At 68.7% G+C, this 16,299-nt stretch carries 15 protein-coding genes, 1 tRNA gene and 1 pseudogene; 9 read left to right on the top strand and 8 right to left on the bottom strand.

All coding sequences use genetic code 11. The annotated features are described in order from the left end of the window. The 6 genes and pseudogenes from ACIDOCELLA78_RS95915 to ACIDOCELLA78_RS95890 all read left to right on the top strand — a co-directional run. Window positions 1-700 (top strand): annotated as a pseudogene (locus ACIDOCELLA78_RS95915) (hypothetical protein); the annotation flags it as partial. Between the two features lie 134 nt (window positions 701-834). After that, window positions 835-1,113, top strand: coding sequence for a metal/formaldehyde-sensitive transcriptional repressor (locus ACIDOCELLA78_RS95910; protein ID WP_201729791.1), 279 nt, complete (start codon window positions 835-837; stop codon window positions 1,111-1,113). 8 nt (window positions 1,114-1,121) lie between these two features. Continuing rightward, the gene (gene dmeF, locus ACIDOCELLA78_RS95905) at window positions 1,122-2,147 is read left to right on the top strand and encodes a CDF family Co(II)/Ni(II) efflux transporter DmeF (RefSeq protein ID WP_201729790.1); all 1,026 of its coding nucleotides are present in this window, start codon (window positions 1,122-1,124) and stop codon (window positions 2,145-2,147) included. A 163-nt stretch (window positions 2,148-2,310) separates the two neighbouring features. After that, entirely contained in the window at window positions 2,311-2,886 is a 576-nt protein-coding gene (locus ACIDOCELLA78_RS95900) for a carboxymuconolactone decarboxylase family protein (RefSeq protein WP_201729789.1), read from the top strand. A 346-nt stretch (window positions 2,887-3,232) separates the two neighbouring features. Further along, the gene (locus tag ACIDOCELLA78_RS95895) at window positions 3,233-4,501 is read left to right on the top strand and encodes an FkbM family methyltransferase (protein ID WP_201729788.1); all 1,269 of its coding nucleotides are present in this window, start codon (window positions 3,233-3,235) and stop codon (window positions 4,499-4,501) included. A 31-nt stretch (window positions 4,502-4,532) separates the two neighbouring features. Next, window positions 4,533-8,249, top strand: a complete 3,717-nt coding sequence (locus ACIDOCELLA78_RS95890; protein WP_201729787.1) for a glycosyltransferase — start codon at window positions 4,533-4,535, stop codon at window positions 8,247-8,249. 93 nt (window positions 8,250-8,342) lie between these two features. Here ACIDOCELLA78_RS95890 and ACIDOCELLA78_RS95885 read toward each other — a convergent pair. After that, a tRNA-Thr gene (locus tag ACIDOCELLA78_RS95885) sits at window positions 8,343-8,417 on the bottom strand. Window positions 8,418-8,505: 88 nt separating this feature from the next. Between ACIDOCELLA78_RS95885 and ACIDOCELLA78_RS95880 the strand changes: the two genes are divergently transcribed. Genes ACIDOCELLA78_RS95880 through murA form a run of 3 tightly spaced genes read left to right on the top strand, consistent with a single transcriptional unit; the run spans window position 8,506 to window position 10,490 of the window. Continuing rightward, window positions 8,506-8,682 carry a hypothetical protein gene (locus ACIDOCELLA78_RS95880; protein ID WP_201729786.1) on the top strand — a complete coding sequence of 59 codons (177 nt, stop codon included), beginning with the start codon at window positions 8,506-8,508 and terminating at the stop codon, window positions 8,680-8,682. Next, window positions 8,673-9,227 carry a dCTP deaminase gene (dcd, locus tag ACIDOCELLA78_RS95875; protein WP_201729785.1) on the top strand — a complete coding sequence of 185 codons (555 nt, stop codon included), beginning with the start codon at window positions 8,673-8,675 and terminating at the stop codon, window positions 9,225-9,227. The genes ACIDOCELLA78_RS95880 and dcd overlap by 10 nt, the downstream gene beginning before the upstream one ends. A gap of 6 nt (window positions 9,228-9,233) precedes the next feature. Continuing rightward, window positions 9,234-10,490, top strand: coding sequence for a UDP-N-acetylglucosamine 1-carboxyvinyltransferase (gene murA / locus ACIDOCELLA78_RS95870; RefSeq protein WP_201729784.1), 1,257 nt, complete (start codon window positions 9,234-9,236; stop codon window positions 10,488-10,490). Here murA and ACIDOCELLA78_RS95865 read toward each other — a convergent pair. The 7 genes from ACIDOCELLA78_RS95865 to ACIDOCELLA78_RS95835 all read right to left on the bottom strand — a co-directional run. Further along, on the bottom strand, window positions 10,427-11,701 hold the full coding sequence (locus ACIDOCELLA78_RS95865; protein ID WP_201729783.1) for a cyclopropane-fatty-acyl-phospholipid synthase family protein: 1,275 nt from the start codon (window positions 11,699-11,701) through the stop codon (window positions 10,427-10,429). The genes murA and ACIDOCELLA78_RS95865 overlap by 64 nt on opposite strands. A gap of 165 nt (window positions 11,702-11,866) precedes the next feature. Next, the gene (rplI, locus tag ACIDOCELLA78_RS95860; RefSeq protein ID WP_201729782.1) at window positions 11,867-12,427 is read right to left on the bottom strand and encodes a 50S ribosomal protein L9; all 561 of its coding nucleotides are present in this window, start codon (window positions 12,425-12,427) and stop codon (window positions 11,867-11,869) included. Between the two features lie 12 nt (window positions 12,428-12,439). Then, entirely contained in the window at window positions 12,440-12,727 is a 288-nt protein-coding gene (rpsR, locus tag ACIDOCELLA78_RS95855; RefSeq protein ID WP_174504378.1) for a 30S ribosomal protein S18, read from the bottom strand. Between the two features lie 3 nt (window positions 12,728-12,730). Then, complete coding sequence (rpsF, locus tag ACIDOCELLA78_RS95850; RefSeq protein WP_201729781.1) at window positions 12,731-13,207, bottom strand: 30S ribosomal protein S6; 477 nt, start codon at window positions 13,205-13,207, stop codon at window positions 12,731-12,733. Between the two features lie 144 nt (window positions 13,208-13,351). Further along, window positions 13,352-13,651 (bottom strand): putative quinol monooxygenase, encoded by a 300-nt coding sequence (locus ACIDOCELLA78_RS95845; protein WP_201729780.1) that lies wholly within the window; start codon window positions 13,649-13,651, stop codon window positions 13,352-13,354. 19 nt (window positions 13,652-13,670) lie between these two features. Next, window positions 13,671-15,665: an acetyl-CoA carboxylase biotin carboxylase subunit gene (locus ACIDOCELLA78_RS95840; RefSeq protein WP_201729779.1), complete on the bottom strand. Its 1,995-nt coding sequence runs from the start codon at window positions 15,663-15,665 to the stop codon at window positions 13,671-13,673. 3 nt (window positions 15,666-15,668) lie between these two features. Next, window positions 15,669-16,299, bottom strand: a 631-nt coding sequence (locus ACIDOCELLA78_RS95835) for an enoyl-CoA hydratase-related protein (RefSeq protein WP_201729778.1), incomplete at its 5' end; no start/stop codon positions are given.

The following is a 16,299-nucleotide window of genomic DNA, read 5'->3' as shown; positions in this document are numbered from 1 at the left end:
CCTCTACAATGTGCAGAACTACCAGAGCCTCGGCGTCATGCTGAATGTCTCGAAGGGGCCGGTGAGCGCGAGTGTCGCCTTCGGCGACGGGTTCGACACGGGGGTGTTCAATTTTCTCCAGGGGCTGGTGAATTACAATTTCAACAGCACCAACAGCCTCTCGGTGTATGGCGCGACCAATCTGAGCCGGACGGGTTCCCTCGCCCACACCTATGGCAGCGCCGCGAAACCCTATGGCCAGAGCCTGGTCGGGCCCGGCAACGTGCAGATCAATTCGTCCATGCTCGGCGCCTATTACAGCTACACGCGCGGGAACCTGAACCTGGTTCCGGAAGTGCAGTTCGTCTACGCCAAGAAGGACATCAAGGCGGGCATCCGCAAGACGACAACGGATTTCGGCGCGGCGCTGTTCGGCAATTACACGTTCGGCCATGGCCCCTACTCGCTGGGCGGCTGGGTGGAGTATTTCGCCGCCAGCGGGTTCGGCTCGAACGGGTTCGGCAACTGGTTTCTGCAGCCCAATGCCAAGGGCATCGGGATGTCGATCACGCCGACCTGGCAGAAGGGCCATGTTTTCGTTCGCGGCGATCTCGGCGTGCTGCACTTCACCAATGGCGGAGACGGGGTGATCGGGTACGGCGCCAGCGGCAAGCAGCCGAACCAGGCGACCTTCGTTCTCGAAGCCGGGCTGCTGTTCTGATCGTGCGCGCCTGATCTCGGCGCGGCCCTGCGCCGGCGGTCCGGCGCCGGGAGCGGCGCGGCGGTCCGGCGCCGGGGCCCTGGACGCAACGTGGCGGGTTGGATAGTGTGGGGGAGTATGCTACGCTTCCGCGCATGACACATGCCATCCGCGACAAACGCAAGCTGCTGGCGCGGGTTGGCCGCATCCGCGGGCAGGTCGAGGCGATCGAACGCGCGCTCGAGGCCGAGGCGGGATGCGAGACCGTCATGCAGCAGATCGCAGGAGTGCGCGGCGCCGTTGCCGGGCTGATGGCCGAGATCGTCGAGGACCACGTGCGCAACCATCTCGTGGACCCCCAAACCCACCCCGACGCGCTGGACCAGAACGCCACCGAGCAGTTGCTGGCGGTGATCCGCGCCTATCTGAAATGAGAGAGACAATGCCGGACAGCGACGCCGTTCCCAGCCCCGCCGATCATGGTCATGTGTTTCTGCGCGCCGATCACGCCCGCAATGAGCGCCGCACCTGGTGGGTGATCTGGATCTGCACCGCGATGATGCTGATCGAGGTGATCGGCGGCTCGCTCTATGGGTCGATCGCGCTGGTGGCCGACGGGCTGCACATGAGCACGCATGCCGGCGCGCTGCTGCTGGCCGCCCTCGCCTACCGCTATGCCCGCAAGCACGCGCATGATCCGAGATTCAGCTTCGGCACCGGCAAGTTCGGCGACCTCGCCGGTTTCAGCAGCGCCATCATTCTGGCCATGATCGCGCTGCTGATCGGGTTCGAGGCGGTACGCCGGGTCTTCGCCCCGGTGACGATCGATTTCGCCGAGGCGCTGCCGATCGCGGGGCTTGGACTTGTCGTCAATGTCGTCAGCGCGCTGATCCTCGGATTCGGGCATGACCATCATCACGACCATGGCCATCATCATGGGCATGGGCATGACCACGACCACGACCATGACCACGACCATGACCATGACCACGGGCACGACCACGACCATGACCATGACCATGACCATGACCATGGGCACGCGGCGACCGGGCGGGACAACAACATGCGGGCGGCGGTGGTGCATGTGGCGACCGACGCGGCGGTGTCGGTTCTCGTGATCGTCGGCCTGCTGCTGGCGCGGGCTTTCGGCTGGCTGTGGATGGACCCGGTGGTCGGCATCGTCGGCGCCCTGGTCATCGCCAGCTGGGCGTTCGGGCTGATCCGCGATACCGGCGCGATCCTGCTGGACATGACGCCGGACCGCAAGCTCGCGCAGCGCCTGCGGGAGACCATCGAGGCGGATGGCGACGAGCTGCGCGACCTGCATCTGTGGCGGCTTGGCCCGGGCCATCTCGGCGCGATCCTGAGCGTGCGCTCGGCCGAGGGGCTGAGTGCGGAGGCCTATCGGCAGAAACTCGCCCGCTTCACCTCCCTGTCGCATCTGACGATCGAGGTGCGGACGCGCTGAAGATGGGAGCGCTGGCGGCCGACGCGCTGAGGGCGGGGGCGTGACTGGGAGGGTTCGGGCCGGGGGATTGTTTTCAAACGATCGTTCCATTATATCGGCGGGCACCAGTTGAACCCGGAGCGGGGCGCTCGCGCGCCACGCCGTCACACATCAAGAGGTTGCAATGACCGCTGACGCCCGACTGAACCTCCCCGCTCTCACGCTCGAAACCGCGTTGCCCGCGCCGCGCGCCGTGCTCGAAAAGGCCAAGGCGCAGGTTGGCTTCATTCCCAACATGTATGCCAACATGGCCAACTCGCCGGGGTTTCTTGAAACCTATCTCGACGGCTACGCGCGGTTCCGCGCCGATTCCGGCATGACCCCGGTGGAGCAGGAAGTGGTCTTCCTGGTGATCAGCCGGGCCAATGGCTGCGGCTACTGCACCGCGGCGCACAGCATGATCGCCGACAAGATGTCGAAAGTGCCGGCCGATGTGCTGGCGGCGCTGCGCGAGGGCCGGACCATCGCCGATGCGAAGCTCGCGGAGCTGGCGCGCTTCACCCAGGTGATCTTCGACACTCGCGGCCGCCCGACGCAGCAGGACCTCGAAAGCTTCCGCGCCGCCGGCTATGCCGACCGGCACGCGCTGGAGATCGTGCTCGCCATGGCGGTGAAGACCCTCAGCAACTACGCCAACCACCTGTTCCACACCGAAGTGGACAACATGTTCGCGGACTACAAGCTGCCGAACGCCGCCTGAGCCTTCCCCCGCCCCGCCGGCCCGACGCGGCCCGGCGGGGCGGGTTGGTCCAGATGTCCAGCAACGCCTTCCGGCAGGACCGCCGGAAGGCGTTTGCCGTTTGCGCCCGGGACGATCGCCGGCAGCGCCGCGCGCGGCGGCGTTTTCCCGTATTTCTATAATTAATTATATTTTATTTAGCTCGTTATAATTATTGCGACGAATGCTTAATTCCGTCTAATCCAGCAAGGCACGGGCGCCATTCCGGCACCCTTGCAGATACGGAACGATCATTTGGAAATCGGCCGGCATGGTTGGCGCCCCCGCGCTCGACCCTCCGCCGGGCCAAGACCCGATTTTGGAACATATGGACGCACAGACCGACGCCTTCGTGGATTTTGTATCCTACGCGCAGAATTTCGAAGACGTCATGCTGTGGCGCGCCCTGAAACATGTCGGCCCAGGCCGGTATATCGATATCGGCGCCCAGGACCCGATGGTCGATTCGGTCAGTCTCGCCTTCTACGAACAGGGGTGGCGCGGCGTGCATGTCGAGCCGAACCCGGATTATGCCCGCCTGTTGCGCGCGGCCCGGCCGGACGAGACGGTCATCGAGGCGGCGATCAGCACGGCGGGCGGGACGATTTCGTTTTTCGAGATCATGGACACTGGACTGAGCACCGGCGTCGCCGCGATCGCCGAGGAGCACCGGCGGGAGGGCTTCGCGTCCCGGCGGATCGAGGTGCCGGCGATGAAGCTCGCCCGCCTGCTGGACAGGTTCGAGGGCCAGGATGTCCATTGGCTGAAGATCGATGTCGAGGGCATGGAAGAGGATGCCATCGCGAGCTGGGCGCCTTCGACTGTCAGGCCGTGGATCGTGGTGGTCGAGAGCACCCGTCCGGGCTCGCCGGAGTCGACCGGAACGCCCTGGGAGAGCGCCTTGCTCGGCCTCGGCTATGAGAGGGTGTATCGCGACGGGCTCAACAATTTCTACCTGAGCCGCCAGCACCTCGACCTCAAGCGGCATTTCGAGGTTCCGCCGAACGTATTCGACTACTTCAAGTTGAGCGGACGGGCCTCATCGCGCCTGTGCCATCACGTCCGGCAGGAGGCCGAGACGGAACGGGCCGGCCTGCTCGGGCGGATCGCCAGCCTGGAGGCCCGCCTGCGGGAGACGACGAGGCTGGCGGAAGAGGCGGAGGCGCGGCAGGCGGAGGCCGGACGGCAACTCGAACAGAGCCGGGCGTGGCTCGACGAGGCGAGGTGCGCGTTGCAAGCGATGCATGCCAGCCGGTCCTGGCGCGTCACCCGGCCGCTGCGGGCGATGACGACGCGGGGGCGCTGGCTGCGGGACGCGGCGCGGGACGGGGCGCGAGCCTGGGCGCGGCTGGCGCCGGGCAGCCGGCCGCACCGGGCGGTGCTGCGCGTGATTCTCGCCTTGTCGCACTGGCTGCTGGAGCATCCCCGCCTGCATGCCCTGGCGATGCGGCTGCTCGATCGGGTTCCCGCCGCGAGGGCCCTGCTGCATCACTTCACCCGATCGGGCGGGGCGGCGGGGACGATGATGTGGCGGCCGCCCGGGCCGGCCGACCTGTCGCCACGGGCACGGCAAATCCATCTCTGGATGAATTCCTGAACTTCTCCTCGGCTGACGGGAACCGGCAAGCATGCGCATCGTCATCGACCTGCAAGGTGCGCAAAGCGCCAGCGGCCAACGCGGAATCGGCCGGTATTCGCTGAATTTCGCCCGGGCGCTCGCGCGCGGCAACGCCGGCCACGAGATCATCATCGCGCTGAATGCGCTGTTTCCCGAGAGCATCCCGCCGATCCGGGCGGCGTTCGACGGGCTGCTGCCGGCGGAGCATGTCGTGGTCTGGGATGCGCCGGGGCCGGTTGCCGCGATCGACCCCGCGAATGCCGGGCGGCGGGAGGTGGCCGAGCGGGTCCGCGAGGCGTTCATCGCCACGCTCAACCCCGACATCGTGCATATCTCCAGCCTGTTCGAGGGCTTCGTCGATGACGCGGTGACCAGCATCGGCCGGCACGGCGCCGCCTGCCGCGTCAGCGCCACGCTGTATGATCTGATCCCGCTGCTGAACCAGGACCAGATCATGAAGGACAATCCGGCCTATGCGGCGCATTATTTCCGCAAGCTGGAAGACCTCGGACGCGCCGACCTGCTGCTGGGCATTTCCGGCTCGGCCGCGAGCGAGGCGACCGATCATCTCGGCTGGGACCCGGCGCGGATCGTCACGGTCGGCACCGGCGCCGATGGGCGGTTCCGGCGCCTCGATATCGCCGCCGAGACCCGCCACACCCTGCTCGAACGGCTCGGGCTGCGGCGCCCGTTCTTCATGTATGTGAGCGCGCCGGACGCCCACAAGAACCATCGCCGGCTGATCGAGGCTTTTGCCGGTCTGCCCGCCTCGCTGCGGCAGGCGCATCAGCTCGCCTTCATCGGCCATTTCCAGGCGCGCGACCGCGAGGCCTTCGCGCGCCATGCCGCGGGAAGCGGGCTGGCCGAAGGCGAGCTGGTGATGACCGGCGGCCTCGCGGATGAGGACCTGAACACGCTCTACAACCTGGCCAAGGGGTTCGTCATGCCGTCCTGGCATGAGGGGTTCGGGCTGCCCGCGGTCGAGGCGATGCTGTGCGGTTGCGCCACGATCGGCAGCCGGCGCGCCAGCCTGCCGGAGGTCATCGGCCGGGACGACGCGCTGTTCGACCCGTTCGACGTCGCGGAGATGCGGCTGCTGCTGCATCGCCTCGCCACCGACGACGAGTGGCGGGCCGATCTCGCGGCGCACGCGATCGAACATGCGCGCCAGTTCACCTGGGACCGGGTGGCGGAGCGGGCCCTGGCGGCGTTCGCCGCAACCGGCCTCGCCGCCCCGCCCCCGGCGCGCGCGCGCATCGCGGACGCCGGCAGGCGCCTCGCCGTTTTCTCGCCGATGCCGCCGCAACCGAGCGGGATCAGCGATTACAGCATGGAGCTGCTGCCGGCGCTGGCCGGGCATTACGACATCGACGTGATCGTCGAGCAGTCGAGCGTCGACAGGGGCGGACTGCCCGCGTCGATCGGCGTCCGCACCGCGGATTGGTTCAGGGCGCACGCGCACGAGTATGACCGGATTTTGTATCAGTTCGGCAATTCGCCGTTCCATGACTACATGATCGACGCGATCGCGGCGCATCCGGGGATGGTGGTGCTGCATGATTTCTTCATGTGCGGCCTGTTCGGCCACCGGCTGCGGTTCAACCGCCAGGACGTGGCGCGGGAGCTTGTCGGCGAGCATGGCTATGCGGCGGCGCTGGAGGTGAGCGAGGCCGCGGATGTTCGCGCCGCGCTGCGGAACTATCCGGCAAACCTTCAGCTGCTGCAGGGAGCGCTGGGCGTGATCGTGCATGGCGAGCATGCGCGGCAGCTCGCGACGGGCTGGTTCGGGGCGGCCGGGGCGCGGGATTTCGCCGTGATTCCGCTGCTGCGGGCGCCGGCCCGGGAGCGGGAGCGGGGCGCGGCGCGGGACGCGCTCGGCCTCGGGCCCGACGACCTGCTGGTCTGCTCGTTCGGATTTCTCGATGCGGTGAAGCTCAACGACCGGCTGCTCGACGCCTGGCTGGGCAGCCGGCTCGGCGCCGACAGCCACGCGCATCTCGCCTTTGTCGGCCAGAACGAGGGCGGTATCTATGGTCGCACCCTGGCCGGGCGCATCCAGGCGTCTCCCTGCCGGGAGCGTATCCGCATCACCGGCTGGAAGCAGCGCGGACTTTATGAAACCTATCTCGCGGCCGCCGACATCGCGGTGCAGCTGAGGACGGGATCGCGCGGCGAGACCTCGGCCGCCGTGATCGACTGCATGAACCACGGCATTCCGACCATCGTGAACGCCCATGGCACGATGGCGGAACTCGATCCGTCCGGGGTGTGGATGCTGGCGGATGAATTCCGGACGGATGAACTCGCCGACGCGCTGATCGCGCTTGCCGGCGATGCCGGCGCGCGCCGGGGGCTCGGCGAGCGGGCGCGCACGATCATCCGGACGCGGCACGCGCCCGAGATCTGCGCGGCACAATACGAACAGGCGATCGAGGCGGCTTACGCGCGCGCGGAACGGGGGCTCGGCGGCCTGATCCGCGACCTGCGCGCGATGGCGATTCCGCCCGGGGAGCAGCAGCTTGTCGCCACCGCGCTGGCCCGGGATTTCCCCGCCCATCCGCGCAGCCGGCAGCTGCTCGTCGATGTCTCCACCCTGGCGCGGACGGATCTGCGCACCGGGATCGAGCGGGTGGCGCGGGCGGTGCTGCGGCAATGGCTGCTCCATCCGCCGGCGGGATGGCGGGTGGAGCCGGTCTATGCCACCGCGAGCGCCGCCGGCTATCGCTATGCCCGGCAGTTCACCTGCCGCTTTCTCGGCATCGAGACGCCCGGGATCGAGGATGGCGTGGTCGAGGCGTGGTCCGGCGACGTGTTTTTCGGCCTCGACTTCGCCCCGGACATCGTCGTGCTGCAACAGGAGCATTTGCGGGCGTGGCAGAACCGGGGGGTGAAGGTCTGGTTTCTGGTCAATGACCTGCTGCCGATCCAGATGCCGCTGGTGTTTCCAGAGGGAGTCGATCAGGGCCATGCGCGGTGGCTGCGGACGATCGGCCGGTTCGATGGAATCGTCTGTATCTCGCGATCCGTGCTGAACGAAGCGCGTTCATGGCTTGCCGAGGGCGACGCGCCGTCATCGCATCGTCGGGAATGGGTCCATCTCGGCGCCGATTTGATGCGATCGGCGCCGAGCCGCGGACTCCCCGACGATGCGCCGCAGGTTCTGGCGAAACTGGCCGAGCATCCTGCGTTTCTGATGGTCGGCACGATCGAGCCCCGCAAGGGGCATCTGCAGACCATCGCGGCGTTCGACCTGCTCTGGGCGCGCGGTGTCGAGGCGACGCTCGTGATCGTCGGCCAGGAGGGCTGGAAGGTGCTGCCGGATTCGCAGCGGCGAACGATTCCGCGAATCGTGGAGACGCTGCGCGCCCATCCGGAAGGCGGCAGGCGCCTGTTCTGGCTCGACGGGATCAGCGACGAGTATCTGGAGGCCATCTATGCCGCCAGCACCTGCCTGATCGCGGCCAGCGAGGGGGAAGGGTTCGGCCTGCCGCTGATCGAGGCGGCGCAGCATGGCCTGCCCATTCTGGCGCGCGACCTGACGGTGTTCAGGGAAGTGGCGGGCGATCAGGCGATCTATTTTTCCGGGCGAGCGGCGGCGGATCTCGCGGATGCCATCGAGGACTGGCTGGCGCGGGCCCGGCGGGGCGAGATCCCCGATCCGGCGCGCATTCCCTGGATCACCTGGGAGGATGCCGCCAACATGATCGGCCGGCATCTCGGCCTGTGACGGCTTTCCGAGCGGGCCGGGCGCGGGAGGATGGGGCAACCGGGTCGCCGCCGCGCCGCACCGCACGATCGTATTGCCGGATGGGGGGGAAACTGGTGCTGTCAGAGGGAATTGAACCCTCGACCTCCTCATTACCAATGAGGTGCTCTACCCCTGAGCTATGACAGCGCCGCGTTGCGGGGCGGTATATCGAAAGGTGCCGCCTGGCGCAAGCGCGCCACTTGACGGCATCCCTGCAATTCCGCTTTGTCCTGCCATGAACGGCAGGACAAAAGACAGGCGCACCGAAACCGAGGCCGCCGCGGCGGCCCGCAGGGCGCGCGAGGCGGAGGCGCTGCGCGCCAATCTCGCACGGCGCAAGCAGCAGGCGCGCGCCCGCGCCGCGCCCGCGCCAGCGCCACGCGGACCGGCGGGAGACGCGCCATGCCGGTGATGCCGGATCACTGGATTCGCGCGCAGGCGGCCGCGCACGGGATGATCGAGCCCTTCGTCGAGACCCAGAAGCGCGACGGGGTGATTTCCTATGGCCTGTCGTCCTATGGCTATGACGCCAGGGTCGCCGACGATTTCAAGATTTTCACCAATGTGGATTCGGCCGTCGTCGATCCGAAGGATTTTTCATCCGACAGTTTCGTCGACCGCAAGGGGAAGGTCTGCATCATTCCGCCGAACTCCTTCGCGCTGGCGCACACGGTCGAGTATTTTCGCATCCCGCGCGACGTGCTGGTGATCTGCCTCGGGAAATCGACCTATGCGCGCTGCGGGATCATCGTGAATGTCACCCCGCTCGAACCCGAATGGGAGGGCCAGGTGACGATCGAGATTTCCAACACGACCCCCCTGCCCGCCAAGATCTACGCCAATGAGGGGATCTGCCAGTTCCTGTTTCTCCAGGGCGCGGCGCCGCCCGAGATCAGCTATGCCGACAAGGCCGGCAAATACATGCGCCAGCGCGGCGTTTCACTTCCCAGACTGTGAGGCTTCATGGATAGAATCCGCATCCGCGGCGGCCGCCCGCTGGAGGGCGTCATCGACATTTCCGGCGCCAAGAACTCGGCGCTGAAGGTCATGGTCGCCGGTCTGCTGACCGATGAGCGGCTGGAGCTTGAGAACGTGCCGGCGCTCGCCGACGTCGCGACCATGGCGCAGCTGCTGGCGCAGCATGGCATCGCCGTCGAGGAGACCGGGGCCAAGCGGCTTTCGGTGGGCGGCGCCATCACCAATACCGAGGCGCCCTATGACATCGTGCGCAAGATGCGCGCCTCGATCCTGGTGCTGGGCCCGCTGCTGGCGCGCACCGGCGAGGCGCGCGTGTCGCTGCCCGGCGGCTGCGCGATCGGCACCCGCCCGGTCGACCTGCACCTCAAGGGGCTGGAGGCGATGGGCGCCGAGATCACCCTCGATGGCGGCTATATCAACGCCCGCGCGCCGAAGGGGCTGCATGGCGCGACCATCACCTTTCCCTTCGTGTCGGTCGGCGCGACCGAGCAGCTGCTGCTCACCGCGACCCTGGCCGCGGGCGAGACCGTGCTGGTGAATGCCGCGCGCGAGCCGGAGATCGGCGATCTCGCCGAATGCCTGAACAAGATGGGCGCCGCGATCAGCGGCATCGGCTCGGACCGGCTGACCATTCGCGGGGTGAAGGCGCTGCACGGCGCGCGGCACACGATCCTGCCGGACCGGATCGAGGCGGGCACCTATGCCTGCGCCGCCGCGATCACCGGCGGCGGCGTGCTGCTGCGCGGCGCGCGGCTGCACGATCTCGGCGCGCTGGCCGCAACCCTCGGCGAGGCCGGCGTGGACGTGACGGCGCAGGCGGAGGGGGTCGCGATCAGCCGGCGCAACGGGCTGCATGGCACCGATGCGATGACCGAGCCCTTCCCCGGTTTCGTGACCGACATGCAGGCGCAGTTCATGACGCTGATGGCGGTGGCCGAGGGCGCCTCGATGATCACCGAGACGATCTTCGAGAACCGCTTCATGCACGTGCCCGAACTCAACCGCATGGGCGCGCGCATCAACGTGCATGGCTCGTCGGCGATCGTGCGCGGCGTGCCGGCGCTGTCCGGCGCGCCGGTGATGGCGACCGACCTGCGCGCCTCGTTCTCGCTGGTGCTCGCCGGCCTCGCCGCGAAGGGCGAGACCATCGTCAACCGCGTCTATCACCTCGACCGGGGTTATGAGGCGGTCGAGCGGAAGCTCGCCGCCTGCGGCGCCGAGATCGAGCGGCTCAGGGACTGAGCGGCGCGCTCGGCGTCGATCATGTAGTCGCGGGTGAGCGGGGCCGCATCCTGCCGCCGGGCGAGCTGGATCTGGAAGACCATGTGGTCCTGCACCTCGAAGGCGAGCTGGGAGCCGGCGAGGTAGAATTCGAACATGCGGCAGAAGCGCTCGTCGTAGAGCGAGGCGATGGCGTCGCGGTTGGCGGCGAAGCGCTTGCGCCAGTGGGCGAGCGTCTTCGCGTAATGCAGCCGCAGGATCTCGATGTCGGTGCTGCGCAGGCCGGAGCGTTCGAGCGGGGCGAACACCTCGGAGAGCGAGGGCGAGTAGCCGCCGGGAAAGATGTATTTCGCAAGCCACGGGCTGGTGACATCCGGTCCGTCGAACCGGCCGATGGCGTGCAGCAGGGCCACGCCATCCGGTTTCAGGCAGCGCTCGATCGTGGCGAAGAAACCGGGGTAATTGGGCTGGCCGACATGCTCGAACATGCCGACCGAGACGATGCGGTCGAAGCGGCGGGTCATGGCGCGGTAATCCATCAGCTCGAAGCTGACGCGATCGGCCAGCCCCTCGGCCGCGGCGCGGCTTCGGGCTTCGGCGAGTTGCTCCTCGGAGAGGGTGATGCCGGTGACGTTCGCGCCGTAGTCGCGCGCCAGCGTCAGCGCCATGCCGCCCCAGCCGCAGCCGATGTCGAGCACGTCGAGACCGGGGCGGTCGAGCAGCAGCTTGGAGGCGATATGCCGCTTCTTCGCCGCCTGCGCCTCGTCGATCGTCTCGTCGCCGCGGGGGAAATAGCCGCAGGAATATTGCCGGTCGCGATCGAGGAACAGGGCGTAGAGGCGGCCGTTCAAATCATAGTGATGGGCGACGTTGCGCTTCGCGCGGCGGGCGTTGTTGAGCTGCGCCAGCGGCCGCAGCAGGCGGCCCACCGCCCGGCGCGCGCGCAGGACCGGAACCCGCCCCTCGATGTCCTGCACGCTCGACAGCAGCACATGCAGGACGTCGTAGATCGTGCAATCGACCGGCTCGATCGCGCCCTCCATGTATCCCTCGCCGAGCGCCATGGCCGGATCGGTCGCCAGCCGGCGGATCGCCGCAGCGTCGCGAATCGCGATCGTCGCCGTGCGGCCGGGGCGGCCGGCATAGTGGGATGTCGTTCCATCGGGCCAGACCACGCCGAGATCGCCGCAGGCGACCAGGCGTTTCAACAGGTTGTCCAGTAACTTCCGCATGACAAATCTCCGCCGGCTGAAGAACCCGGAAAGGATTTGGTAACGGAGACTGTCGCGTAAAAGAGGGAAACGGCAGAAACACTACCGTGCTTCGCCGGGCATGAAAAAACGGCGCCGATCCTGGGACCGGCGCCGTCTGTCAGCTCTGGAAGCGCGAGGCTCGGCTCAGGCGGTCTGTTCCGGGGCCTCGGCGTCTTCCTCGCCGGTCTCGAGTTCGTATTCGCTTTCCTCGCGCATGATCGACTCGCCGCGCGCCTGTTTCTCGGCCTCTTCGGGCGAGCGGGCGACGTTGACGACGACATCGATCACGACTTCGGGATGCAGGGCCACGCGGACGGTGGCGAGACCCAGCGCCTTGATCGGGTTGACCAGCAGCACCTGGCTGCGGGCGATGCCGAGGCTCGCCTCGCCGCAGGCATCGGCGATGTCGCGCGAGGTGACCGAGCCGTAGAGCGAGCCGGCGTCGCTCGCCTGGCGGATCAGCGTCACGGTCAGGCCGCTGACGCGCTCGGCGATGCGCTCGGCCTCTTCGCGGCGCTTGAGGTTCTGGGCCTCGAGATGGGCGCGCTCGCGGTCGAAACGCTCGCGGTTCTGCTTGGTGGCGCGCACGGCCTTGGCCTGCGGCAGCAGGAAGTTGCGGGCGTAGCCCGGCTTCACCTTCACCACATCGCCCATCTGCCCGAGATGCTCGACGCGCTGGAGCAGGATCAGTTCGACTTGTGCCATGATTCTAGCTCCTCAATCGACCACGTAGGGGAGCAGGGCGAGGAAGCGGGCGCGCTTGATGGCGCGCGCGAGTTCGCGCTGCTTCTTGGCCGAGACGGCGGTGATGCGGCTCGGCACGATCTTGCCGCGCTCGGAGAGGAAGCGCGAGAGCAGCCGGACGTCCTTGTAGTCGATCTTCGGCGCGTTGGGGCCGGAGAACGGGCAGGCCTTGCGGCGGCGGTAGAACGGGCGGCGCGCGCCGACCGCGGCGCGACGGGCGGCCGGGGTGTTGACCGGCGCGGTCTCGATGCTGTCGGACATGGCTCAGTTCTCCTCGGTCTGGTCGTCGTCGCGATCGGTGCGGAATTCGTCGCGGGCGCGATATTCCTCGCGGTCGTCCGGGCCGCGGCGGCGGCCGGAATCGAAGCGGCCGGCCGGCTTCGGCCCGCGGAACCCGCGCTCGCGGTCGCGGTCGTCGCCGCGGCGGGCGAGCGGCGCGGACGGCGCCTCGTCGATCTCCTCGACGCGGATGGTCATGAAGCGCAGGACGTCTTCGTTGAGGCCGAGCTGGCGCTCCATCTCGCTGATCGTCGCCGGTTCGGCGTCGAGCCCGAACAGGACGTAATGGCCCTTGCGGTTCTTCTTGATCCGGTAGGCGAGATTGCGCAGGCCCCAGTATTCGCGCTTCTTCACCGCGCCGTTTTCGCTCTCGACCTGGGCGGCCACGGCGTCGGCGATGGTGTCGACCTGCTGTTGGGTGATTTCGCTGCGCGCAATGAGCACGCATTCATAAAGCGGCATCTGTCCCCCTGTGGTTGATGTCAGCCCCGGCGCCGGTGGGCGCCAATTTCCCCCATGGAAACGGGCATAGCCGGGCGAAATGCCATTCGCCCGGCAGGGTGCGAGGGGAATTGCACAATCCCGGCCGGATGGCAAGCGGCGGGGTCAGAGCGGGCGGGGATTGGCGATGTCGTAGAGTGCGAGGTCGCGGCCGAGCACGCCGATCTCGCGCAGCGCCGCGCGCCAGACCTGCATGTGCGCGGAGGCGGCATGGGCATCGAGCGCCGCCTGGTCGGCCCAGCGCTCGCTGACGCGGATCAGGCCGGGTTCGAGCACGTCTTCGGCAAAGGCATATTCGATGCAGCCGGCCTCCGCCCGCGTCGCGCCGATCATCGCCGCCATCGGCGCGCGCGCCTCAGCCATCCGCTCCGCCGGCAGCCTGATCGTTCCCATGATGCACAGCATGTTCGCTCTCCCTTCGGGGTCAGTCGTTGTCGTTGTCGTCGGCGAAGGCCATCAGCTCGGCGCCGTCCTCGACGAGGTCGCCCACGGCGCAATGGGTGGCGGCGATCACGCCGTCGCGCGGGGCGGTGATGCGGAACTGCACCTTCATCGCCTCGACCACCGCGAGCAGGTCGCCCGCCTTGACCCTGTCGCCGGCGGCGACGGCCAGCTCGATCAGCTTGCCGGGCATGACGCTGCGCACCAGCGCGTCGGCGCCGGCGCCCTCGCCCATCGCCTCATGCGGGTCGACCGGGGTCAGCGCGTGGCGGAGCCCGCCGGCGAAGACGACGATCCGCCCGCCCTGCCAGGCGGCGCTCAGGCGCGTCGCCTCGCCCTCCAGCTCGACCAGCAGCGCCGCATCCGCGCCCGAATCGACGCGGACCGCGACCGCCCGGCCGCCGGTTTCGAGGCGGAAGCGGCCGTCATCCAGCGGGTGCAGGCGGAGGTGGTGGGTGGTGCCGTCCTCATCGAAGGTCACGTCCTGAAAGCGCGCGCCGTTCAGCCGCCAGGCCGTGCGGGTGGCCCAGGGCGACCATGGATCGGCCGGGTCGGGCATGGGCGGCGGCGCGGCGAGCCAGCGATGCGCCGCCGCCGCCAGCACGGCGAGCGGGGCGGTGGAGCGCGCCGGCAGCAGCGCCGCCTCGTGCCGGGCGATGAAGCCGGTATCGAGCGCGGCGGCGCGGAAATCGGGATGGGTGACGATGCGGCGCAGCAGGTCGAGATTGGTCTGCACCCCGTCGATCTCGCAGGAGGCGAGCGCCCGCGCCATGTGCCGCAGCGCGCCGTCACGGTCCTCGTCCCAGGTGACGAGCTTGGCGATCATCGGGTCGTAATGCACCGATACCGCATCGCCCGCGCGCACGCCGGAGTCGACGCGGACGTTCGGGCTTTCCTCCGGCAGGCGCAGCCGCGCCAGCGTGCCGGTCGAGGGCGCGAAATCGCGCGCCGGGTCCTCGGCGTAGAGCCGCACCTCGACGGCATGGCCGCGCCGGCCGATCCGCTCCTGCGAGAGTGGCAGCGCCTCGCCGGCAGCGATGCGGAACTGCCATTCGACGAGGTCGATCCCGGTGATCATCTCCGTCACCGGGTGCTCGACCTGCAGGCGGGTGTTCATTTCCATGAAGTGGAACGCGCCATCCTCGGCGATGAACTCGACCGTGCCGGCGCCTTCATAGCCGATCGCCCGCGCGGCGTCGCAGGCGGCGCGCCCCATCGCCGCGCGCATCGCCTCGTCGATCAGCGGCGCCGGCGCTTCCTCGACGATTTTCTGGTGCCGGCGCTGGATCGAGCAGTCGCGCTCGTGCAGGGAGACGACGTTGCCGTTTCTGTCGGCGAAGATCTGGATTTCGATATGGCGGGGCCTGGTCAGGTATTTCTCGACCAGCACCCGGTCGTCGCCGAAGGCGGCGCGCGCCTCGCCGCGCGCACGGTCGAGCTCGGCGGCGAAATCGGCCGCCGCGCGAACCACGCGCATCCCCTTGCCGCCACCGCCGGCCGAGGCCTTGATCAGCACCGGATAGCCGATTTCCGCCGCCGCCCGCGCCAGCACCGCGGGGTCCTGGTCGGTGCCGTGATAGCCGGGGACCAGCGTCACGCCGGCCTGCTGCATCAGCGCCTTCGCCGCCGCTTTCGAGCCCATCGCGCGGATCGCTGCCGCCGGCGGGCCGACGAAGACGAGGCCCGCCGCGGCGCAGGCTTGCGCGAAATCGGCGTTCTCGCTGAGAAACCCGTAGCCCGGATGGATGGCCTCGGCGCCGGTGCGGCGCGCCGCATCGATGATCCGCTCGATCGCGAGATAGCTCTCCGCCGCCGCCGGAGGCCCGATCCTGATCGCGTGGTCGGCCAGGGCGACATGCGCGGCCCCGGCATCGGCATCCGAGAACACCGCGATGCTGCGCAGGCCCATCCGCCGCGCCGTGCGGATCACCCGGCAGGCGATCTCGCCGCGATTGGCGATCAGGACCGACCCGAACACGGCTCAGCCCTCCCGCCAGGATGGCGCGCGTTTTTCGAGGAAGGCGGTCAGGCCTTCCCGCGCCTCGGCGCTGGCGCGGCGATCGGCGATGCGGCGCGCGGTCATCGCCACCAGATCGTCGTCGATCACGCGATGGGCGACATCGGCCACCAGCGCCTTCGCATCCGCCTGCGCCTCGGGCCCGCCCTGGGCGAGGGTCGCGATCATCGCATCCCGCGCCGCCGCCAGCCCGTCGCGCGGGGCCACGACATGCGCGAGGCCGATGCGCGCGGCCTCGGGCGCGGGGATCACCTCGGCCGTGCAAAAATAGCGCCGCGCCTGGTGCGGCCCGATCGCGGCGACGACATAGGGGCTGATCACCGCCGGGATCAGACCGAGCCGGACCTCGGAGAAGCAGAACCGCGCATCCTCCGCGGCGATCACGATGTCGCAGCAGGCCGCAAGCCCGGCGCCGCCGCCGAAGGCAGCGCCCTGCACCAGCCCGATGACCGGGCGCGGCAGGTCGTTCAGCGTTCGCATCAGCCGGCCCAGACCCATCGCGTCCGCCCGGTTCTGTTCGGTGGTGTAGGCGGCGCTGCGGCGCATCCAGTTGAGATCGGCGCCGGCGGAAAAGCTCTTCCCCCGCCCCTCCAGC

Source organism: Acidocella sp. C78 (assembly GCF_907164655.1).
This window is presented reverse-complemented; position numbering and strand designations above follow the sequence as displayed.